The following is a 20,010-nucleotide window of genomic DNA, read 5'->3' as shown; positions in this document are numbered from 1 at the left end:
AATAAACTCTTATTATGTTAACGCGATAAGCCCTGAAATGCAGTTCTGGCGGACATTTCAGGATTATCCTGAAACAGCCCTTTCAGCTCCGGCACGCAGGAACCACAGTTCGTACCACAGCGCAGCTTCGCCCCCAGCGCGGTGACGGAATCACACCCTCCGGCAATCGCCTCCCGTATCGCCTCTTCCCCGACGCTGAAACAGCTGCAGATAATGCGTCCCGGATCCATCGCCTTCCCGACGCTCTGCCCGTTCAACAGGGCGTGGCGTGCTGCGGGCAGCACGGGGGGGGAATGAAAAGCGGCTTCAATCACCGTATGCGCCAGCGCCGGTAACGCGGTACCTTCCCAGAAACCCAGCATAAGCTGGCCTTCATGCCAGGCCAGCACGCTGCTGCGTTCACCGGTCTGCGCAACCTGCAGCTGCCAGCCCCGGCCGCTGGCGTATTCCATTACCCACGACAGCAGCGGTTTATCGCACGCCACCGTCAGGCGTGAAGCTTTACGCCACCAGTAAACCGAAGAGGGCATTTCCAGCCCTTCACGGGCATAGAGTTCTCCCTGCCAGACGGGCTGCCAGGGCTGGATTCTGACGGCGGTTTGTTTACTCTCAGGCTGGCCCGAAACCGGATCGCAGCGCCCTTCCACCAGCGCATTCACCTTTCCCTGGCGGGCAAACGCAGCGTTCCAGTGCATCGGGGCAAAAGCGTTCTCTTCACGCTGGGCGTCGCTGATGCGCACTCTTGCTACCATGACGCCGCGCGGCGAACTGATGCGCGCCAGCTGACCGTCGCACAGGGAAAACCGAACGGCGTCTGCGGGGCAAACCTCAACAAAGGGTTCGGCGATATGCTGCATCAGTCTGGCCACATATCCTGTTCGCGTCATGGTATGCCACTGATCGCGGATGCGCCCGGAGTTGAGAATCAGCGGGTAAAACGCGCTGACCGTCGCACCGTGCGACAGAGGGTTAACGGGAACAATGTTTCGGCACGGGAAATCCCCCCCAGGCCACTGCCAGGGTTCAAGCCGCTCCCACTCCTCACGGGTTAACGTAGCCAGGTCATGAAGGTTTAACACCCGCGCGCCGTCATTTTCAAAGGCCGTCAGCGCCGCATGCTCGCAAAAAATCTCGTGGGGATGCAGCCAGGCAAAGGCGTCACCGTGCCCCAGCCGTTTCGCCACCTGCGCGACGATCCACCAGTCCGGCTTTGCCTCGCCGGGCGCGGGCAGAAACGCGCGCTGGCGCGAAATGCGTCGCTCGGAATTGGTCACCGTCCCGTCCTTCTCTCCCCAGCCCAGCGCCGGAAAGCGAATATGGGCAAACCGGCTGGTGTCGGTATCATTCATCACCTCAGAGACAATGACCAGCGGGCAGCGCCCCAGCGCCTGACACACCGCGTGGCTGTCCGGCAGCGACACGGCGGGGTTAGTGCCCATGATCCACACCGCCTTCACCTCGCCGCGGGCAATGGCGTCAAACAGCTCAACCGCCATCAAGCCCGGCGTCTGCGCAAGCCGTTCCGTTCCCCAGAAACGCGCCACCCGCGAGAGATCGTCCGGCTCAAAGTTCATGTGCGCCGCCAGCTGATTTGCCAGCCCGCCCACCTCTCTTCCGCCCATCGCGTTTGGCTGTCCGGTCAGCGAAAACGGGCCGCAGCCCGGACGGTTAAATTTTCCGCTGGCAAGGTGCACGTTAATGATGGCGCTGCATTTGTCGCTGCCGCTGGAGGACTGGTTGATTCCCATGGTGTAGAGCGTGATGGCCCGGGGCGCCGTCACAAACCAGTCGTAAAACGTACCAATATCCTGCGGCGAGAGGCCGCAAAACGCCTCCACGCGGGATATCGGCCACGCGTCCGTTCCCTGAATGACATTAAGCAGACCGACGAACAGCCCGGCGTCGCTGCCGGGAGTGAGCGCCAGATGCAGGTCAGCAATATCACAGGTGGCGGTTCTGCGCGGATCGATGACCACCACTTTCATCTGCGGATTGTTGTGCTTTGCCTGCACCAGCCGCTGATAGAGCACCGGATGCGTCCAGGCCGCGTTTGATCCCACCAGCACCACCAGATCGCTGTTTTCCACATCCTCGTAGCTACACGGCACGACGTCTTCACCAAAGGCGCGCTTGTAGCCAACGACCGCCGATGACATGCAGAGCCGGGAGTTGGTATCAATGTTCGCCGCGCCGATAAACCCTTTCATCAGCTTATTGGCGGCGTAATAATCCTCGGTAAGCAATTGCCCGGACGCGTAAAATGCCACCGCCTGCGGCCCCCATTTGTCGATAATGTCCTGGAGGCGCTCGCCTGCCGCTCCCAGCGCCTGCGCCCAGGCCACCTCAGCACCGTCAACAACGGGGCGCAGCAATCGCCCCTGTAACCCCATTGTTTCCCCCAGGGCCGATCCTTTCACGCACAAGCGGCCAAAGTTCGCAGGATGGGTTTCATCCCCCCGAACGCTGACCGTTTCACCGTCCACGCGGGCGACCACGCCGCAGCCGACCCCGCAGTAGGGACACGTTGTCCGGATTTCCGTCATGAGGCCTCCGCACGCATTACCAGGGCATCATTACCGACCCACACCTTGCCGTTCTCAATTTTGACCGGCCAGGCGCGCACCGCGGGTTCGCCGTTCTCCACCTGACAGCCGTCGCGCAGGCGGATACGCTGCTTGTAGAGCGGGGAAATCACCACCGGCTCCCCCGCCGCATCGCCAAGAATGCCGCGGGAAAGCACGTTCGCGCTGCTGCCTGGCTCCCGATCGTCGAGGGCGTAAACGGTTTTGCCAAAGCGGAACAGCGCGATCGGCTTACGCCCAAGCCGCGCGCCGATTCCCGCCTGCTCGGGGATATCGTCGATGCCGCAGATTTCCTGCCAGCGCTTACCTTGATCCGCTGCGGTGTCGTTCACCGCCGTGCGGAACAGCGCCAGACGGTTGGGATCGTTAAGCGTGGTTTGCCATTCGCACTGGTAGGTTTCCACCACCCGGGCCATCTCCTGTTCCAGCTCGTGGGCGATGCCCAGGCTGTCGTTGAGGATCACCTCCCGCAGGTAGTCGAGGCCGCCTTCCAGGTTGTCCATCCAGGTGCTGGTGCGCTGCAGGCGATCCGCCGTGCGGATGTAGAACATCAGGAAGCGATCGACGGTGCGGATCAGCGTGTCATCATCAAGATCGCTGGCGAAGAGATCCGCATGGCGCGGCTTCATGCCGCCGTTGCCGCACAGGTAGAGGTTCCACCCCTTATCGGTGGCAATCACCCCCACGTCTTTACTCTGCGCCTCGGCGCATTCGCGGGTACACCCTGAGACCGCCATTTTGATTTTGTGCGGTGCGCGCAGGCCTTTGTAGCGGTGCTCGAGCCTGACCGCGAGGCCGGTGGAGTCCTGCACGCCGTAGCGACACCAGGTCGACCCGACGCAGGATTTCACCGTGCGCAGGGATTTGCCGTAGGCGTGCCCGGTTTCAAATCCGGCTTCCACCAGCGCCTGCCAGATCTCCGGCAGCTGTTCGAGCGTGGCGCCAAACAGGTCGATACGCTGGCCGCCGGTGATTTTGCTGTAAAGGCTGTAGCGTTTCGCAATCTGGCCGATGGCGATCAGCCCGTCTGCGGTCACTTCCCCCGCAGGCATGCGCGGCACGATGGAGTAAGTACCGTCCTTCTGGATATTGGCGAAGTAGCGGTCGTTGGTGTCCTGCAGCGGCAGGTGTGCCGGTTTCAGCAGATACTCGTTCCAGCAGGAGGCGAGCACTGACCCCACCAGTGGCTTACAAATTTCGCACCCGTGTCCCTGACCGTAGCGACTAATGAGCTGGTCAAAGGTGCGGATATGGTTGACGCGCACGAGGTGGTAAATCTCCTGACGCGAGTACGGGAAGTGTTCGCAGATGTCCTTTTTCACCTCCACGCCCTGCGCCGCCAGCTGGAACTCCATCACCTGCTTCACCAGTGCGCTACATCCTCCGCAGCCGGTCGCCGCTTTGGTGCACTGCTTAATCGCGCCGATATCCGTTGCGCCCGCACTTACCGCCTGACAGATATCGCCTTTGCTGACGTTATGACACGAACAGATTTGTGCGCTTTCCGGCAGCGCTGCCACGCCGAGCGCTTTTGGCGCACTGCCTGACGACGCGGGTAATATCAGCGTTTCCGGCTCTTTTGGCAGGGCTATCCCGTTGAGCATCATCTGTACCAGCGTGGCGTATTCGCTGGCATCACCCACCAGCACGCCGCCGAGCAGCGTTTTGCCGTCGTGGCTGACCACGATTTTCTTGTAGATTTGCTGCGGGCCGTGCGTCCACTGGTAGCTCAGCGCCCCTGGCGTGCGGCCGTGAGCATCGCCGAACGAGGCCACGTCCACGCCCAGCAGCTTGAGTTTGGTGCTCATATCCGCGCCGGCGAAGGTTTTCTCCTCTCCCGCCAGCGCGGCGGCGGCCACCCTCGCCATCTGGTAGCCGGGCGCAACCAGCCCGAAGATTTTCCCTTCCCACAGGGCGCATTCACCAATGGCCAGCACGTCCGGATCGGAGGTCTGACAGCGGTCGTCAATGCCGATCCCGCCGCGTTCGCCGATAGCCAGCCCGCTGCTGCGCGCCAGCGCGTCCTGGGGACGAATGCCGGCAGAAAAGACCACCATGTCTGTTTCAAGCTGTTCGCCATCGGCAAAGCGCAGCACCAGCCCGCCGTCCGCGGCGGCGATCTCTGTCGTTGCTTTACTGGTATGCACACCGACGCCAAGCGCCTCGATTTTCTTGCGCAGCATCGCCGCGCCGTCGTTGTCGAGCTGGACCGCCATCAGATTGGGCGCAAACTCCACCACGTGAGTTTCCAGCCCGAGCTGCTTCAGGGCATTCGCCGCCTCCAGCCCCAGCAGCCCGCCGCCAATCACGACACCGCGGCGTGAGCCCGCCGCATGCGCCGCAATCTTGTCCAGATCGTCAAGGGTGCGGTAGACAAAACAGCCCGGCAAATCGTGGCCCGGCACGGGCGGCACGAACGGGTATGAGCCGGTCGCCAGCACCAGTTTATCCCAGTGGGTTTCGTGCCCGCTGGCGCTACGCACCACGCGCGCGTCGCGATCGATAGCGACAATCTGCTGCGACAGGCGCAGCTCAATGCCGTTGTCGGCAAAGAAATCCCCCTCCACCAGCGAAAGCGACGCCGCGCTGCGGCCGCCAAAATATTCCGACAGATGCACGCGGTCATAGGCGGCATAGCGCTCCTCGCCAAAGACAACGATCTGATACTGCTGATGCAGATTGCGGTTAACGCAGTCTTCGAGGAAATGATGGCCGACCATACCGTGCCCAACCACCACCAGAGTAGGTTTTGTCATAGCGTTCTGTCCTGCAACCTGCGGTTGCGTAGTGAAACGATCGAACAGCCAGTCCGCGTGCGCGGGCGCAGCCGTTGCCAGTAAATCGGTAAATGTCGCCGCGCTGCGGCAGTCCCCCATCAGCAGCACGCCAGCCAGCGCCCCCTGATGGATCAGTAAACGACGATAGTGACGGGTCAGCGGATCCCATGCGCTCCAGACCACATCGCCCTCCTGCTCTGCCGCGCGACCGAGGCTGAACAGCTCCACGCCGGTCACCTTGAGGCGCACGCCGTTGTCGGTCAGGGCAAACGGCGCGATGACATCTCCGGCCAGCCGTGCGGCGAGGATATCCGCCTGCGCCAGACAGGGGGCGACCAGGCCAAACGTCTGGCCGTCAATTTCACAGCATTCGCCAATGGCGTAGACGTCCGGCGCGGAGGTTTGCATCTGGTGATCCACCACGATGCCGCGCGCGCAGCGAATGCCGCTGGCCTGCGCCAGCACGACGTTGGGCTGCACGCCGGTCGCCAGCACCACGCGCGCCGCGGCGACGCTGCGTCCGTTCAGCAGCGTCACGCTATTCCCGTCAATCGCCGCGATGCCAGAGGCGAGCTCACAGCGCACGCCCCGCGCCGCCAGCGCCTCTTCCAGCAGCACGCCCGCCTGCTCATCCAGCTGCTGCTCCATCAGCCACGGACCGCGATGAACAAGGGTGACGTTGTCCCCTGAGCGCGCCAGCGCTGCCGCCGTCTCAACCCCGAGCACGCCGCCGCCCAGCACTACCGCCGGACCGGCGATCGCCCGAATGGCCCGGATATCCTCCAGGGTACGGAACGTGAAGACATGCGGCGCATCGCAGCCGGGGATCGGCGGAACAAAGGGCGTTGATCCGGTGGCAAACACCAGCGCATCCCAGCCCAGCGTGCGGGCGGTGGTTTGCACTTCCCGCGTGTCCACATTCACGGCGAGCGCCTTTTCGCCCCGCAGCACCGTCACGCCCCGTTCCTGGTACCAGTCGTCATTCTGAAGACAGATGCCCGCCGCCGTTTTTTCACCGCCCAGCACCGGCGAAAGCTGGATGCGGTTATAGGCATGCTCCGGCTCGTCACCGATGACGGTAATAGTGAAACGATCGACAGCACGCCCGGTGAGCGAGGCAATCAGCCGCGTGGCCGCCATGCCATTTCCGATAATGACCAGTCGCATCAAAGCCCCCTCGCTACGCCGCTTTCGGCTGCTTTTCATAGAGGAAATGCAGGATCTGCTGGCGCATGTGGTGATAGCGGCTGTCGTCGGCCAGCTGCACCCGGTTACGCGGGCGCGGCAGGTCAACGTGCAGGATCTCCCCGACGGTCGCCGCCGGGCCGTTGGTCATCATCAGCACGCGATCGGAGAGCAGCACCGCCTCGTCCACGTCGTGGGTAATCAGCACGATGGTGGTGTTCAGCGCCTGCTGGATCTGCATCACCGAGTCCTGCAGATGGGCGCGCGTCAGCGCATCCAGCGCGCCGAAGGGTTCATCCATCAGCAGAACTTTCGGCTTCATCGCCAGCGCGCGGGCAATCCCGACGCGCTGCTTCATGCCGCCGGAGATCTCCCCCGGGCGCTTGTGCATGGCGTGCCCCATCTGCACGCGGTCGAGGTTGTGCTCAATCCACTCCCGGCGCTCCGCCTTGCTCATGCTGTGGCGAAACACGTGATCTACCGCCAGGGCCACGTTGTCGAAGCAGGTGAGCCACGGCAGCAGCGAATGGTTCTGGAATACCACCGCGCGCTCCGGACCCGGCCCGGCAATTTCGCGGTTGTCGCAAATCAGCCCGCCTTCCGTCGGCAGCGTGATCCCAGCGATAAGGTTCAGCAGCGTCGATTTACCGCAGCCGGAGTGCCCAATCAGGCTGACGGTTTCGCCCTCATGGATATCAAAGGAGACGTTCTGCAGCGCCAGAAATTCGCCGCTGGCGGTGGAAAAACGCTGGCTCACGGCCTGGACCTGGATTAATGGTTTCATGTTCGCTCCTTATTTTTCCTGCCAGCTAAAGCGACGGGCGATCAGCATCAGCCCCTGCTCCAGCAGCAGCCCGACCACGCCAATGATGACGATGGCGATGAGAATGTTTTCGACGTTGAGGTTGTTCCACTCGTTCCAGATCCAGAAACCGATCCCTAAACCGCCGGTCAGCATCTCGGCGGCGACAATCACCAGCCAGGCGATGCCGATGGAGAGGCGCACCCCGGTCAGCACCGCGGGCAACACCGCCGGGAAGAGAATGCGGCGCATGATGGTCCACTCGGAAAGCTGCAGCACCCGGGCCACGTTGAGGTAGTCCTGCGGAATACGCCGCACGCCTTCGGCGGTGTTGATCACCATCGGCCAGATGGAGCAGATAAAAATGGTCCAGCTCGACGCGGGCTCCGCTTTCTGGAACAGCAGCAGGCCGATGGGCAGCCAGGCCAGCGGGCTAACCGGGCGTAACAGCGCGATCAGCGGGCCGAACATGCGCGAAAAAAAGGTGAAGCGGCCAATCAGGAAACCGAGCGGGATCCCGGCGAACGCGGCCAGGCCAAAGCCCACCGCCACGCGCTGTAATGAGGCGAGAACGTTCCAGCCGATGCCCATGTCGTTTGGCCCGTCGCGATAAAACGGATCGGCAAACAGGGTAATAGCGGAATCGAGCGTGCTGAGCGGCGTCGGGAAACCTTTGCTGTTAATCGCCGCCAGCTGCCAGAGCACCACCAGCAGTCCCAGCCCCAGAAAAGCCGGAATGATGCGCTGAAGGATCGCGTTAATCCGACGCGCAAACGTCGGCGTACGGCGGCGAACCTGCACCGGAGGCAGGACAATCACCTCTCCACTCTCCGGCGTCTCGTGTGATTTTGTCTTTTGCAGATGCTGCATAATCAGGCCCCTTTACGGTGAATGGCGAAACGGCTGGCGTATCCTTCCGGGTCGGTACCGTTCCAGACGGTGCCGTCCATCAAGGTGCTGCTGCGTAGTGGTGAAGTCGGTGTGGTAATGCCCCCCACCGCCGTGGCGGCATCCTGCCAGACCGCCGTCTGGTTAATGCGTTGTGCGATGCCCGCATAGTCCGGGGCGGCTTTGAGCAAGCCCCAGCGGCGGAACTGGGTTAAGAACCACATGCCGTCGGAGAGATACGGGTAGCTGACGGCCCCCTCGTTGAAGAAGCGGATCGGGTGCGCGTCCTGCCAGCGCTGGCCCAGGCCGTTGTCGTACTCGCCGAGCATGCGTCCGGTGAGATACTGCTCTTTGCAGTTGAGCCACGCCCGGCGGGAGAGGATCTGCGCGGTTTCGCGTTTGTTTTCCGGGGAGGCCTCAATCCAGCGCGCCGCCTCCAGCACTGCGCTCACCAGCGCCCGGGCGGTGTGCGGGTTTTTCTCCACCCAGTCGCGACGCGTCCCGAGGATTTTTTCCGGATGGTCGGCCCAGACAGACTGCGACGTGGCGGCGGTAAAACCGATGCGGTCGTTGATGGCACGCGCGTTCCACGGCTCGCCGACGCAAAAGCCGACCATGTTGCCAATGCGCATGTTCATCACCATCTGCGGCGGCGGCACCACCACCGTGCGCACGTCGTCAAAAGGGTGAATGCCCGCGCTGGCCAGCCAGTAGTAGAGCCACATGGCGTGCGTCCCGGTCGGGAAGGTGTGCGCGAAGGTATAGGTGCCAGGCGCCTGCTGCCCAATCCGCTTTTTCAGCCCGTCAAGGTCACGAACGCCCTTCTCTGCCAGATCGCTGGAGAGCGTAATCGCCTGGCCGTTCTGGTTGAGGGTCATCAGGTTAGCCATCTGCTGTGGCTTGCCGGCGATGCCCAGCTCCAGTCCGTACAGCAGGCCGTAGAGAATGTGCGCGGCATCGAGTTCGCCCGCCACCAGCTTGTCGCGCACCGCCGCCCAGCTCGCCTCTTTGGTGGGCACGATGGTAATACCGTATTTTTTATCAAACCCTTTCAGCGCCGCGATAACCACCGGGGCACAGTCTGTCAGCGGGATAAACCCGATGCGTACTGTTTCCTGCTCCGGTTTATCCGAGCCTGCCGCCCATGCGGCCTGAATGACACCCGGCAACAGCATTGCACTACTCGCCAGCATGCTGGCCTGCAAAAAACGCCGTCTCGACAAATCCGCCATGACCACTCCTGAAAAAAAACCAAAAAAAAAGCGCCCACGGTGCCGAAGCACCAGTGGACGCCTTTATCCCGAAGACGGATGCACCGCCGTTGGCGCATCGTCAAAAATGGTTAATCTGATAATGCAAAGTGAATGCCAGGTTTTAACACACTGTTTCTTGCGGCGCTTACCGTTATTCACTCGCCTTTACGCACCGCAAACAGGCATAAAATGCCCACCGACCGTGCAGCTACTCCTTTGGTGTTACCTGCCATACACTCTTCACTATGAGCAGCGCGCGGGCGATATCCACCATCCTTTGGTTCTTGTCCATCGCCATTTTGCGCAGCGCCGTCCAGGCCTGTTCCTCACTCATATTCTGGTGGGTCATCAGCACGCTCTTCGCTTTATCAATGATTTTGCGCTCTTCAAGCGTATCGCGCAGCGACGCAAGCTGACGTGAGAGCTGCTCTATCTCGCGCGCCTGCTGGCGAACCAGGGTAAGCAACGGTTTTTCCGGATAGCGGATCGGCGGGTCATCCTGTTCATCGCCGGGGAGCGCGTACTCATCGTCACGGTGAATGCATTCGTCCACCGCGACCATCAGATCGGCGATGATCGTCTCCTCCAGCGTGCGCAGATGCTCAAGGCGCGCGGTTTGCAGAGCAAACCAGGCCAGCGCCGTAAGGCCGTTATCGGCGGCGGGCTGGCGGGTACAGGCCACGCGCCGGAGCTGCTCCGTTTCACGATCGGGCTGACAGTGCATTGAAAAGGTGGTCTGAACGTCAGCGGAGCTGTGTGAGAGAAAGATCTCAAAGCAGGCCTGCTGCCCGTCAATGCGGTCAACCAGCCTCTGACGAGTCACATCATCGAAAAAACCCTGCGTGAAGCCAATCGCCCCCAGCGCCCGCTCCTGTCCCGCCAGCTCCTTGCCCTGCATCAGGCTATAAAGCGCGACAAAACGTCCTGCGATTTGCGGATCGTCAATGCTGTCATTAAGCTGCGGCACGATACTGAGCAGATGGCGAAGCATGCGGGAGTAGTGTTCCATCGCCTGGGGTGCCGTTACCGTCTGCTGAATCACACCGTCACGCAGCGCGGGAAGCGTCTCCAGGCTCAGGAGCGCGCCGCCGATGCGTTCACAGACGGCACTTCCCGGAATCGGCGACTGTGTGTCAAGAATGGCGTAAAGGGCTGCGAGGTTTTCATCCACCAGCGCCCGGCTGGCTTTGCATTCGGGAGCGTACAGCTTGCCCTGTGAGCAGAGCCAGACGTTGGACGCCCCGCGCTCGCACTGTAACATATGCACCAGTTGGCTAATGCCGTGCACAAGCACGCCCAGCTGTGCCAGCTTGCTGAACTGCTCCTGGCGCATCATCTTTGCGCGCGTGAGCCATTCGGCAGCGCCTGGCGAAATGCCTGCCATTAATGTCATGCTTACTCTCCCGGACAGCGAAACTCCGGAGAATTAAGCAATATTCGTGCCTTTATAAGAACAGGAGTCAACATGCAGAAGATTGTGATCGTCGCCAACGGTGCGGCCTACGGCAGCGAATCCCTTTTCAACAGCCTGCGCCTGGCGATCGCGCTACGTGAAAAAGAGAGCGACCTGGCGTTACGCCTCTTTTTAATGTCGGACGCCGTCACCGCCGGGCTGAAGGGACAAAAGCCGGCCGAGGGTTATAACATTCAGCAGATGCTGGAGATCCTGACCGCACAAAACGTGCCGGTGAAGCTGTGCAAAACCTGCACCGACGGGCGCGGTATCACCGGGCTGCCGCTGATTGATGGCGTAGAAATTGGCACGCTGGTTGAACTGGCCGAGTGGACGCTGTCCGCTGATAAAGTATTAACTTTTTAATAATAAACCCGTAAAAATATTATTTTCTTATGGACGCGGTTTCAGCATCAAGTTTACCTGCGGGGTTGCCGATAGGCATGGAAACAACACAGCAGGTATTTCACTTATGTTCAGATCGATTCGTGCACGCATCATCGCGGCGACGGCAGGCTGTCTGGTCGTCGCCCTTCTCCTCAACACCGTTATTAACTTCCAGGTCACACGCCAGGATAACCAGCAGTCACAGCGCGATATCCTGACCAGCACCAGCGCCAGCCATAACATGGCGATTGCCGACTGGGTAAAAAGCAAGATGACGGTTATCGCCTCTGCCCAGACCGTTGCGCTGAGTGACGACCCGGTTCCGGTGTTTAAACAGCTTGCGCAGGCGGGTGGATTCACCAACGTTTATGTCGGCTACGCCAGCAAAACGGCGAAATTCTCTGAGCCCGCGGGCGTACCTGCGGATTATGACCCGACCATTCGCCCGTGGTATCAGCAGGTGGTCAGCACGGACGGCCCGGTCGTCACCGCGCCTTACGTTGATGCAGGTACCGGTAAACTGGTGGTGACTTTCGCCGTGCCGGTGAAAGAGAATGGCGCCCTGAAAGCGGTGGTGGCGGGCGATGTGGCCATGGACAGCGTGGTGGCGAACGTGCGCGGGATCCATCCAACTCCGTCCAGCAGCGGCTTGCTTCTGAACAGTGACGGCAGCGTGATTGCGGCTAACGATCCGGCTCTGACGCTTAAACCGTTTGCTGAGACCATCAAAGGCATCGATTTTGCTGCGCTGAAAAGCGGTAATCTTGTCGACGGTACGCTGAACGACGTCGAAAAAACCTTCGTGGCAACCGCCGTGCCGGGCACAAACTGGCTGCTGGTCGTCGCCCTCGACAACGGTGATGCCACCTCCGGCATGCGTTCCCTGCTTAAAGCCTCGGCGATTTCGCTGGTGATCCTGGCGCTGCTGAGCGCGGCCATTGTTCACCTCCTGATTGCCCGTCTGCTGAAGCGCCTGTCGGACATTCGCGACGCGATGCACAACATTGCCAACGGGACTAACGACCTGTCGCAGCGTCTGCCTGACAGCGGTGAGGACGAGGTGGCGCAGATTGCCCAGGCCTTTAACGCCTTCAGCGATAAGCTGTCGGTGGTGATGGTGCAGCTCCGTGATGCCAGCGAGTCGGTGAAAAACGCCGCTCAGGAGATTGCGGCGGGTAACCAGGATCTCTCCGGACGTACCGAGCAGGCGGCGTCCAGCCTGCGCGAGACGGCCAGCGCCGTAGAGCAGATCACCGCCTCCGTGACGCAGTCGAACGAATCGGCGGCGGAAGCAAATGACCAGGCGAGCAAAGCCTCCGCGGCCGCGGCGCGCGGCGGCGAGGTGGTATCCCAGGCGATCAGCACCATGCAGTCCATCGAAGTCGCGTCGGCTAAAATTGGCGACATCACCAGCGTGATTGACGGCATCGCGTTCCAGACCAACATTCTGGCGCTGAACGCCTCCGTCGAGGCGGCCCGTGCCGGCGAGCAGGGGCGCGGGTTTGCCGTGGTGGCGGGCGAAGTGCGTAACCTGGCGAGCCGCAGCGCCCAGGCGGCGAAAGAGATCAAATCGCTGATTGATTCCACCACCGACAGCGTGGCCACCGGCTCCCGCTACGTGCACCTGGCCGGGGAAAGCATGGACGAGATCCGCTCCAGCATCGGCAGCGTCTCCGGCATCATGCGCGAAATCTCTATCGCCACCAGCGAGCAGATGAAAGGCATTCACGAGATTAACCACGCGGTGACCCATCTCGACCGCATGGTCCAGCAGAACGCCGAGCTGGTCGTGCAATCCGCCGCCGCCGCGGGCGCCCTACAGAGCCAGGCGGGCGACCTTGCTGAAACCGCCGGCCATTTCCGCATTTAATTTTCTACTGGCGCGCGTTTAGCGGGTAAAACGCGCGTCAGCTGAAATTTTGAGGGATTTTGTCATTTTTGTTTAATCGTTATGCCATTTTTTGATCAAAATCAGCATCCCTCCCCCTCCCCTTTGGTGTTATGCCATGAGTGAATTGTGAACAACATCACGCTCGGATATGGCTGCAGGGAGAGCGTTGTTTAAGACTACGGGGTAAAAAATGGCATTAGTAAAAACAAGTTTGAAACTGTTTGGCGGGGATACGGTAGTGGTGCGTTGCTCAGAGCGCTGCCGTATTCATCTGATGAGTGCGAAAGCACAAAAACAATCCCAGGCGGATATTCTCACCGTGCAGGATGATAACGCCTGGCTTACCGTGCCGTATACCGGCACCTGGGATGTGCTGATCGACAGCCACAGCCAGTCTCTGGAGCATTCTGTCAGTTACGTAGCAGCTTAAATTATGCGCCCGGCGAGCCGGGCGTATTATCAGGCAAAACCCCGTCGCAGCGTGCCGTTGAGCGGGTTTCCTTCCAGCAACGCCTTCACCTTCACCACCAGCTCATTCAGACAATCGTCCTTCATGCCGAGGCGGGTCAGCTCTTGATCGAGAGAGAAGAGATACTGCGCGTTGGTACCCAGCGGCCCGCTGGCGGCGGCAATTAACGGGGCAATCACCTGCGTGCGGGTGTCCGCTTCATACAGCGGATGGCGCGGGTCCATGATAAACACCAGCGCATTGACGGTGCGTCCGTCGTCAAGATCCAGCTTGCACCAGCTCGGCATGTAGCAGCCGGTGATCATCTCACGCTTCCAGAGCAGCGTAAGCTCCTCTTCCAGGGTGGCATCCGGGAGGCGATACGCCACGCCCGTGGTGCGTCCGCCCTCTTTCAGTGCAAGCATACGCCCGGGCTGGCACGCGCTGCCGCGTCCGGCCGTCAGGCGCAGGCAAAATGCGCGATGCCAGCCAGGCAGCGTGCCCGTTGCCGATTCGACAAATTCGAGCGCCGGGTTCCACATCAGGGAGCCGTAGCCAAAAATCCATACCGGGCCATCATCCGGGCGGCAGGCAAGCGTGGCAGCGAGCGACGCCGCACGTTGTTCAGCTGACCAGAGAAGCGATTCCTCAATAGCACCAAATGCCGTCTTACAATCTGCCTTCATTAAGAAATCACGCGTTAACACTTTCCACCTCCGCCACTGCATGCTTCCTTGCGACATCTGTAATTCGCCTTCCCGGCCTTAGGTGCTGGTCATTTTGCCAGCAGTTGAATAACGATAAGCAATTAGCGGACCAGTTGCAATACAACGGCAGTTCAACCGCCTGAAAAGTCAAAATGAAGGCAGCGAATTATTTCAGGGCTATTTCTTTTTATGCCATTTATCGTCGTCTCCTTTTTCATATTCATGTTTTACAGCGGCCCAGGCGACTTTGTGTGCCGTCTCTTCACGGCTGGCATCATCCCGGCGATCGTCCTTATCTTTGTACTGATCCCAGGCACTGTTAAACGCCTCTTTGTAGATATCCTGCGCGTGAGCGGGCAGCACGTTTTGCACATTATCGGGTAATTCGCGTTTCGTTTTATAAGGCATCACTCACCTCTCTTTTGGTTAAAGAGATAAGTGTGGACGACGATATGGCAGCGTGCCACCCACACTTCATTTATGAATGATCGAAAATATTAACTTATTGTTATTTAATAAATATTCGGAGAATATGGTGAATTACAGGAATCAGGCATGATAATTATTAAAAAAGGTAAAATTAAGTAAAAAATAAAGGGCATTTAACAGAGATCTGTTAATTTAATGACCTCAAAAATCTATCTATAATTACAAGCACCTGCATTGATGGAGAAGCACATGACAGCAACACACGAGGCGGTAAAGACCCGCCACAAGGAGACGTCTCTCATTTTCCCGGTTCTGGCACTGGCTGTGCTGCTCTTCTGGGGAAGCAGTCAGTCACTGCCAGTGGTGGTTGGTATCAATATTCTTGCCCTGGTCGGTATCTTAACCAGCGCCTTTAGCGTCGTTCGCCATGCGGACGTACTGGCCCACCGTCTGGGCGAACCCTACGGATCGTTAATTCTCAGCCTTTCCGTTGTTATTCTCGAAGTCAGCCTGATTTCCGCGCTTATGGCGACCGGCGATGCCGCGCCGACGCTGATGCGCGACACGCTCTACTCGATCATTATGATTGTGACGGGCGGCCTGGTGGGCTTCTCTCTGCTGTTGGGCGGGCGTAAATTCGCGACCCAGTATATGAACCTGTTCGGCATAAAACAGTATCTGATTGCCCTCTTCCCGCTGGCGATTATCGTGCTGGTCTTCCCGATGGCGCTGCCGGGTGCCAACTTCTCCACCGGTCAGGCGCTGCTGGTTGCGCTGATTTCCGCAGCCATGTACGGCGTGTTTCTGTTGATTCAGACCAAAACGCACCAGAGCCTGTTTGTGTATGAGCATGAAGACGACAGCGACGACGATGACCCGCACCACGGTAAGCCGTCGGCCCACAGCAGCGCGTGGCATACGGTTTGGCTGATCGTGCATCTGATTGCGGTGATTGCCGTCACCAAGATGAACGCCAATCCGCTGGAAACGCTGTTAACCGAACTGAACGCGCCGGTCGCGTTTACCGGTTTCCTGGTGGCGCTGCTGATCCTGTCCCCGGAAGGGCTGGGGGCGCTGAAAGCCGTCTTAAACAATCAGGTGCAGCGCGCCATGAACCTGTTCTTCGGCTCCGTGCTGGCGACCATTTCACTCACCGTGCCGGTGGTGACGCTGATTGCCTTTATGACCGGTAACGAACTGCAGTTCGCGCTGGGCGCGCCAGAGATGATTGTGATGGTAGCCTCGTTGCTGCTGTGCCAGATTTCGTTCTCAACCGGACGCACCAACGTGCTGAACGGGGCGGCGCATATGGCGCTGTTTGTGGCTTACTTGATGACAATTTTTGCGTAGCCTTTTTGCCCAGCGGCGCTTCGCTTGCAGGACCTACGGGTTTTGTAGGCCGGGTAAGCAAAGCGCCACCCGGCAATATGCCCCATAAAAAAACCCGCCGAAGCGGGTTTTTTTATTATTTGCTGGTATCCAGCTCATCGAAGCTCTTGACCAGATCGTCAATTGCTTTGATCTGTTTCAGGAACGGCTCGAGCTTATCCAGCGGCAGCGCGGATGGGCCGTCGCATTTTGCGTTATCCGGATCCGGGTGCGCCTCAATGAACAGGCCAGCCAGACCGGTTGCCATACCGGCGCGCGCCAGTTCGGTCACCTGAGCACGACGGCCACCGGACGCAGCGCCAAACGGGTCGCGGCACTGCAGCGCGTGGGTCACGTCGAAAATCACCGGAGACTGATTAGAGACGTTTTTCATCACGCTGAAGCCCAGCATATCCACAACCAGATTGTCATAACCGAAGTTGGAACCACGGTCGCACAGGATAACCTTGTCGTTGCCACCTTCGATAAACTTATCGACGATGTTGCCCATCTGACCCGGGCTCACGAACTGTGGTTTTTTCACGTTGATCACGGCACCGGTTTTCGCCATCGCGGCAACCAGGTCGGTCTGGCGAGCCAGGAACGCCGGGAGCTGAATCACGTCAACCACGTCTGCCACCGGCTGCGCCTGAGCGGCTTCATGCACGTCGGTGATCACTTTCACGCCAAAGGTCTGCTTCAGCTCCTGGAAAATCTTCATCCCTTCTTCCAGGCCCGGGCCACGGTAAGAGTTGATGGAGGAGCGGTTGGCTTTGTCAAAAGAGGCTTTAAACACGTACGGGATGCCCAGCTTCTGGGTCACGGTCACGTAGTGCTCGCAGATACGCATGGCGAGGTCGCGGGATTCCAGCACGTTCATGCCGCCAAACAGCACGAACGGCAGGTCGTTTGCTACCTTGATATCACCAATGCTAACCACTTTTTGTTTCATAGGATCGCCTTATTCAGGTGTGAATCGGAATTAAGATTAATGCAGTGTAATTTGCTTGTGCGAGATCGCGTTGATCTGCGCACGAATCATTTCGCTAATAGGATCTTCCGGACACTGCTCGACGAAATAGCTCAGATCGTTCAGCGCCACGTGCTCACAATCGAGCTGGGCATAGATCAACCCACGGTCGCGAATTTCGTACGGGTCTTCCGGATTAAACTGCAGCAGCACTTCGCTGGCGCGCAGGGCCAGCTCCATCTGACGCTCTTCCATTAACGCAGACTTCAGCGTATCCAGCAGCTTGCGGATCACTTCTGCGTTATCCGCCTCGTCGAGATCTTCGTTGAAGAGCTCAGCCACCGGGCTGATATTGCCTTTCAGCCACACGTCCAGCGTATGTTCATCCAGCGTATCGCCGTTGAAGGGATTAATGAGCCACATCTCACCGTCCAGCCACTCCGCACGCAGGATCATCTGCGTCGGAAAAATGACCGGCACCAGTGGAATATCCAGGCGATGCGCAACCCAAAGCAAAATAGAACCCAGCGCAACGGCGCTCCCCTGACGATTTTTTAAGACCTGGTCCAGCCATAATGCGTCAGACAGGCGATACACGCCCCGCGTGTCGCAGAAACCCCATTCGCCGTAGAAAAGCTCAAGCAGCTTCTCTAATTGCCAGTCCTGCGGGCGCGCCTGATTGATCTCTTCACGCGCCAGGCTGACCAGATTCTCCAGCTCATCGTAGACGTACTGCGACGTAAAATCGTCGCGGATCATCTCAGAAATCAGGATCATGCCATCGCAAAGCGGCACTTTATTAAATTCGAAATCGGCTAAGGACTTCATGACTTACCCCAGTAACGACCGAGCGTACAGCGACGCCCGGGCGAGATAAAACTCAAAACGATGTAGATGATAACGCCAAACCGCCTTTCAGTCAGCCTTACGCCTTTATCAGTACCTGCGCTCATAACCACTGCCCCAGCGTCAGGCGTTCGTTGCCGCCGTAGTCGCGGCAGGTTTTGACATCGGCGTAGCCCGCCTGGGTAAAGCGCGCCCGCACGGCTTCCCCCTGCGTCCAGCCATGCTCCACCAGCAGCCAGCCGCCGGAAAGCAAATGTTGTCGTGACGTTGTCACAATGTGATCAAGGTCGGCTAAACCCTCCCTGGCGGCGACCAGCGCCGTCAGCGGTTCGAAGCGCACATCCCCCTGCGCAAGGTGCGGGTCATGCTCGTCAATATAGGGCGGGTTACTGACAATCACTCCGAACGTCTGCTTCTCCAGCGCGCTGAACCAGCTGCTTTGCAGCACCGTCACGTTGGTCAGGCCAAGACGTTCCACGTTACGCTGCGCCAGCGCCACCGCGTCGGGCATCACATCTACCGCCGTGATCGCGCAGTCGGGCCGTTCGGTAGCGAGCGCCAGGGCGATGGCCCCGGTCCCCGTTCCGAGATCGAGAATGTGGCAGGACGATGCGGGTAAGCGCGCCAGCGCTTGTTCAACCAGACACTCGGTGTCGGGGCGCGGGATCAGCGTCGCCGCCGAGACGTAAAGCGGTAACGACCAGAACTCGCGCTCGCCGACCAGGTGCGCCACCGGCTCGCCGGTTTTACGGCGGGCAAGCAGCGCGGCGAGCCGGGCTTCCTGTTCCGCGGTCAGTTCAGTTTCGCCGAAGGCCAGCAGGTACGTGCGGGCTTTACCCGTCACATGCTCAAGCAAAATTTCGGCATCACGCTTCGGGCTTTCGCTTTCGGAAAGCTCACCGGCAGCCTCACGTAACCAGCGCTGAAAATCCATTATTCCTGCTCGGACAGTGCCGCCAGCTGGTCGGCCTGGTATTCCTGCACGATAGGCTCAATCAGCATATCCAGCTTGCCTTCCATTACTTCGTCCAGACGGTACAGCGTCAGGTTGATGCGGTGGTCAGTCACGCGCCCCTGCGGGAAGTTGTAGGTGCGGTTACGGTCGCTGCGATCGCCGCTGCCCAGCAGGTTACGACGCGTAGACGCTTCCGCCTGCTGGCGTTTCGCCATTTCGGCCGCGTGGATACGTGCGCCCAGCACGGAGAGCGCTTTGGCTTTGTTTTTGTGCTGGGAACGCTCGTCCTGACACTCCACCACGATGCCGGTCGGCAGGTGGGTAATACGGATGGCGGAGTCGGTGGTGTTAACGTGCTGCCCCCCCGCCCCGGAGGAGCGGAAGGTATCAATACGCAGGTCAGCCGGGTTGATGTCCGGCAGCTCCGCTTCCGGCAGCTCCGGCATCACCGCCACCGTACAGGCGGAGGTGTGGATTCGGCCCTGAGATTCGGTAGCCGGTACGCGCTGCACGCGGTGACCGCCGGATTCAAACTTGAGACGACCGTACACGCCGTCGCCGCTGATCTTGGCGATAACCTCTTTGTAGCCACCATGTTCGCCTTCGTTGGCGCTCATGATCTCCACGCGCCAGCGACGCGACTCGGCGTAGCGGCTGTACATGCGGAACAGATCCCCGGCAAACAGCGCCGCTTCGTCCCCGCCGGTCCCGGCGCGGACTTCCACGAACGCGTTGCGTTCGTCGTCCGGATCTTTTGGCAGCAACAGCACCTGAAGCTGCTGCTCCATCTCCTCAGAACGCGCTTTCGCATCCTGCAACTCTTCCTGCGCCATCTCGCGCATTTCAGGATCGTCGAGCATCATCTGCGCGGTTTCGATATCGTCCTGAACCTGTCGCCAGTCGGTAAAGCATTTAGAAACATCACTTAACTGCGCGTATTCACGTGAAAGTGCGCGAAAACGTTCCTGGTCCGCAATGGTCCCGGCATCGCCGAGCAGCGCCTGGACTTCTTCATGGCGCTCGTGCAGAGCTTCCAGTTTAGCGACGATAGAAGGCTTCATAGGCGTAA

General features: G+C 59.7%; 16 protein-coding genes. 4 read left to right on the top strand and 12 right to left on the bottom strand.

What is annotated here, in order from left to right; genetic code table 11:
- Positions 1-17: 17 nt before the first annotated feature.
- The 6 genes from B498_RS19920 to nasR all read right to left on the bottom strand — a co-directional run bounded on the left by B498_RS19920 (position 18) and on the right by nasR (position 10,880).
- Positions 18-2,543, bottom strand: coding sequence for a nitrate reductase (locus B498_RS19920; RefSeq protein ID WP_008499529.1), 2,526 nt, complete (start codon positions 2,541-2,543; stop codon positions 18-20).
- On the bottom strand, positions 2,540-6,526 hold the full coding sequence (gene nirB / locus B498_RS0121150; RefSeq protein ID WP_008499528.1) for a nitrite reductase large subunit NirB: 3,987 nt from the start codon (positions 6,524-6,526) through the stop codon (positions 2,540-2,542). Before nirB ends, B498_RS19920 begins: the two co-directional genes overlap by 4 nt.
- A 13-nt stretch (positions 6,527-6,539) precedes the next feature.
- The gene (locus tag B498_RS19925; RefSeq protein ID WP_008499527.1) at positions 6,540-7,328 is read right to left on the bottom strand and encodes an ABC transporter ATP-binding protein; all 789 of its coding nucleotides are present in this window, start codon (positions 7,326-7,328) and stop codon (positions 6,540-6,542) included.
- Between the two features lie 9 nt (positions 7,329-7,337).
- Positions 7,338-8,216: a nitrate ABC transporter permease gene (gene ntrB, locus B498_RS19930; protein WP_008499525.1), complete on the bottom strand. Its 879-nt coding sequence runs from the start codon at positions 8,214-8,216 to the stop codon at positions 7,338-7,340.
- 2 nt (positions 8,217-8,218) lie between these two features.
- On the bottom strand, positions 8,219-9,466 hold the full coding sequence (locus tag B498_RS19935; protein ID WP_008499524.1) for a CmpA/NrtA family ABC transporter substrate-binding protein: 1,248 nt from the start codon (positions 9,464-9,466) through the stop codon (positions 8,219-8,221).
- A 229-nt stretch (positions 9,467-9,695) separates the two neighbouring features.
- A complete protein-coding gene (gene nasR, locus B498_RS19940) occupies positions 9,696-10,880 on the bottom strand; it encodes a nitrate regulatory protein NasR (RefSeq protein WP_008499523.1) in 1,185 nt (394 codons plus the stop codon).
- A 72-nt stretch (positions 10,881-10,952) separates the two neighbouring features.
- On the opposite strand from nasR, the gene B498_RS19945 reads away from it, so the two are divergent.
- The 3 genes from B498_RS19945 (at position 10,953) to B498_RS19955 (ending at position 13,648) form a co-directional block, all read left to right on the top strand.
- A complete protein-coding gene (locus tag B498_RS19945) occupies positions 10,953-11,306 on the top strand; it encodes a DsrE/DsrF/TusD sulfur relay family protein (RefSeq protein WP_008499522.1) in 354 nt (117 codons plus the stop codon).
- A gap of 106 nt (positions 11,307-11,412) precedes the next feature.
- On the top strand, positions 11,413-13,197 hold the full coding sequence (locus B498_RS19950) for a methyl-accepting chemotaxis protein (RefSeq protein ID WP_008499521.1): 1,785 nt from the start codon (positions 11,413-11,415) through the stop codon (positions 13,195-13,197).
- A 211-nt stretch (positions 13,198-13,408) separates the two neighbouring features.
- Positions 13,409-13,648 carry a DUF1883 domain-containing protein gene (locus tag B498_RS19955; protein ID WP_008499520.1) on the top strand — a complete coding sequence of 80 codons (240 nt, stop codon included), beginning with the start codon at positions 13,409-13,411 and terminating at the stop codon, positions 13,646-13,648.
- Positions 13,649-13,677: 29 nt separating this feature from the next.
- On the opposite strand, the gene B498_RS19960 is transcribed toward B498_RS19955, so the two are convergent.
- Entirely contained in the window at positions 13,678-14,373 is a 696-nt protein-coding gene (locus B498_RS19960) for a gamma-glutamylcyclotransferase (RefSeq protein ID WP_008499519.1), read from the bottom strand.
- A 177-nt stretch (positions 14,374-14,550) separates the two neighbouring features.
- Positions 14,551-14,781, bottom strand: a complete 231-nt coding sequence (chaB, locus tag B498_RS19965; RefSeq protein WP_008499518.1) for a putative cation transport regulator ChaB — start codon at positions 14,779-14,781, stop codon at positions 14,551-14,553.
- Positions 14,782-15,051: 270 nt separating this feature from the next.
- On the opposite strand from chaB, the gene chaA reads away from it, so the two are divergent.
- Complete coding sequence (gene chaA / locus B498_RS19970; RefSeq protein WP_008499517.1) at positions 15,052-16,152, top strand: sodium-potassium/proton antiporter ChaA; 1,101 nt, start codon at positions 15,052-15,054, stop codon at positions 16,150-16,152.
- A gap of 115 nt (positions 16,153-16,267) precedes the next feature.
- On the opposite strand, the gene kdsA is transcribed toward chaA, so the two are convergent.
- From kdsA to prfA, 4 genes are all read right to left on the bottom strand, one after another.
- On the bottom strand, positions 16,268-17,122 hold the full coding sequence (gene kdsA, locus B498_RS19975; RefSeq protein ID WP_008499516.1) for a 3-deoxy-8-phosphooctulonate synthase: 855 nt from the start codon (positions 17,120-17,122) through the stop codon (positions 16,268-16,270).
- A gap of 36 nt (positions 17,123-17,158) precedes the next feature.
- Positions 17,159-17,968, bottom strand: coding sequence for an invasion regulator SirB1 (sirB1, locus tag B498_RS19980; RefSeq protein ID WP_008499515.1), 810 nt, complete (start codon positions 17,966-17,968; stop codon positions 17,159-17,161).
- A gap of 121 nt (positions 17,969-18,089) precedes the next feature.
- Entirely contained in the window at positions 18,090-18,920 is an 831-nt protein-coding gene (gene prmC / locus B498_RS19985; RefSeq protein ID WP_008499514.1) for a peptide chain release factor N(5)-glutamine methyltransferase, read from the bottom strand.
- Complete coding sequence (gene prfA, locus B498_RS19990) at positions 18,920-20,002, bottom strand: peptide chain release factor 1 (RefSeq protein WP_008499513.1); 1,083 nt, start codon at positions 20,000-20,002, stop codon at positions 18,920-18,922. The genes prmC and prfA overlap by 1 nt, the downstream gene beginning before the upstream one ends.
- Positions 20,003-20,010 lie beyond the last annotated feature (8 nt).

It is taken from the genome of Enterobacter sp. SST3 (assembly GCF_000286655.1).
GTDB classification, from domain to species: Bacteria; Pseudomonadota; Gammaproteobacteria; order Enterobacterales; family Enterobacteriaceae; genus Enterobacter; species Enterobacter roggenkampii.
Note: the sequence above shows the minus strand (reverse complement) of the source record. Positions and strands in the feature narration are given on the sequence as shown.

Bases quoted from the DNA above. Each gene is read 5' to 3' on its own strand.
- B498_RS19920 (WP_008499529.1), bottom strand. From the start codon at position 2,543: ATGACGGAAATCCGGACAACGTGTCCCTACTGCGGGGTCGGCTGCGGC.
- prfA (WP_008499513.1), bottom strand. From the start codon at position 20,002: ATGAAGCCTTCTATCGTCGCTAAACTGGAAGCTCTGCACGAGCGCCAT.
- chaA (WP_008499517.1), top strand. From the start codon at position 15,052: ATGACAGCAACACACGAGGCGGTAAAGACCCGCCACAAGGAGACGTCT.
- nirB (WP_008499528.1), bottom strand. From the start codon at position 6,526: ATGCGACTGGTCATTATCGGAAATGGCATGGCGGCCACGCGGCTGATT.
- B498_RS19955 (WP_008499520.1), top strand. From the start codon at position 13,409: ATGGCATTAGTAAAAACAAGTTTGAAACTGTTTGGCGGGGATACGGTA.
- sirB1 (WP_008499515.1), bottom strand. From the start codon at position 17,968: ATGAAGTCCTTAGCCGATTTCGAATTTAATAAAGTGCCGCTTTGCGAT.
- B498_RS19925 (WP_008499527.1), bottom strand. From the start codon at position 7,328: ATGAAACCATTAATCCAGGTCCAGGCCGTGAGCCAGCGTTTTTCCACC.
- nasR (WP_008499523.1), bottom strand. From the start codon at position 10,880: ATGACATTAATGGCAGGCATTTCGCCAGGCGCTGCCGAATGGCTCACG.
- chaB (WP_008499518.1), bottom strand. From the start codon at position 14,781: ATGCCTTATAAAACGAAACGCGAATTACCCGATAATGTGCAAAACGTG.
- B498_RS19935 (WP_008499524.1), bottom strand. From the start codon at position 9,466: ATGGCGGATTTGTCGAGACGGCGTTTTTTGCAGGCCAGCATGCTGGCG.
- B498_RS19945 (WP_008499522.1), top strand. From the start codon at position 10,953: ATGCAGAAGATTGTGATCGTCGCCAACGGTGCGGCCTACGGCAGCGAA.
- prmC (WP_008499514.1), bottom strand. From the start codon at position 18,920: ATGGATTTTCAGCGCTGGTTACGTGAGGCTGCCGGTGAGCTTTCCGAA.
- kdsA (WP_008499516.1), bottom strand. From the start codon at position 17,122: ATGAAACAAAAAGTGGTTAGCATTGGTGATATCAAGGTAGCAAACGAC.
- B498_RS19950 (WP_008499521.1), top strand. From the start codon at position 11,413: ATGTTCAGATCGATTCGTGCACGCATCATCGCGGCGACGGCAGGCTGT.
- ntrB (WP_008499525.1), bottom strand. From the start codon at position 8,216: ATGCAGCATCTGCAAAAGACAAAATCACACGAGACGCCGGAGAGTGGA.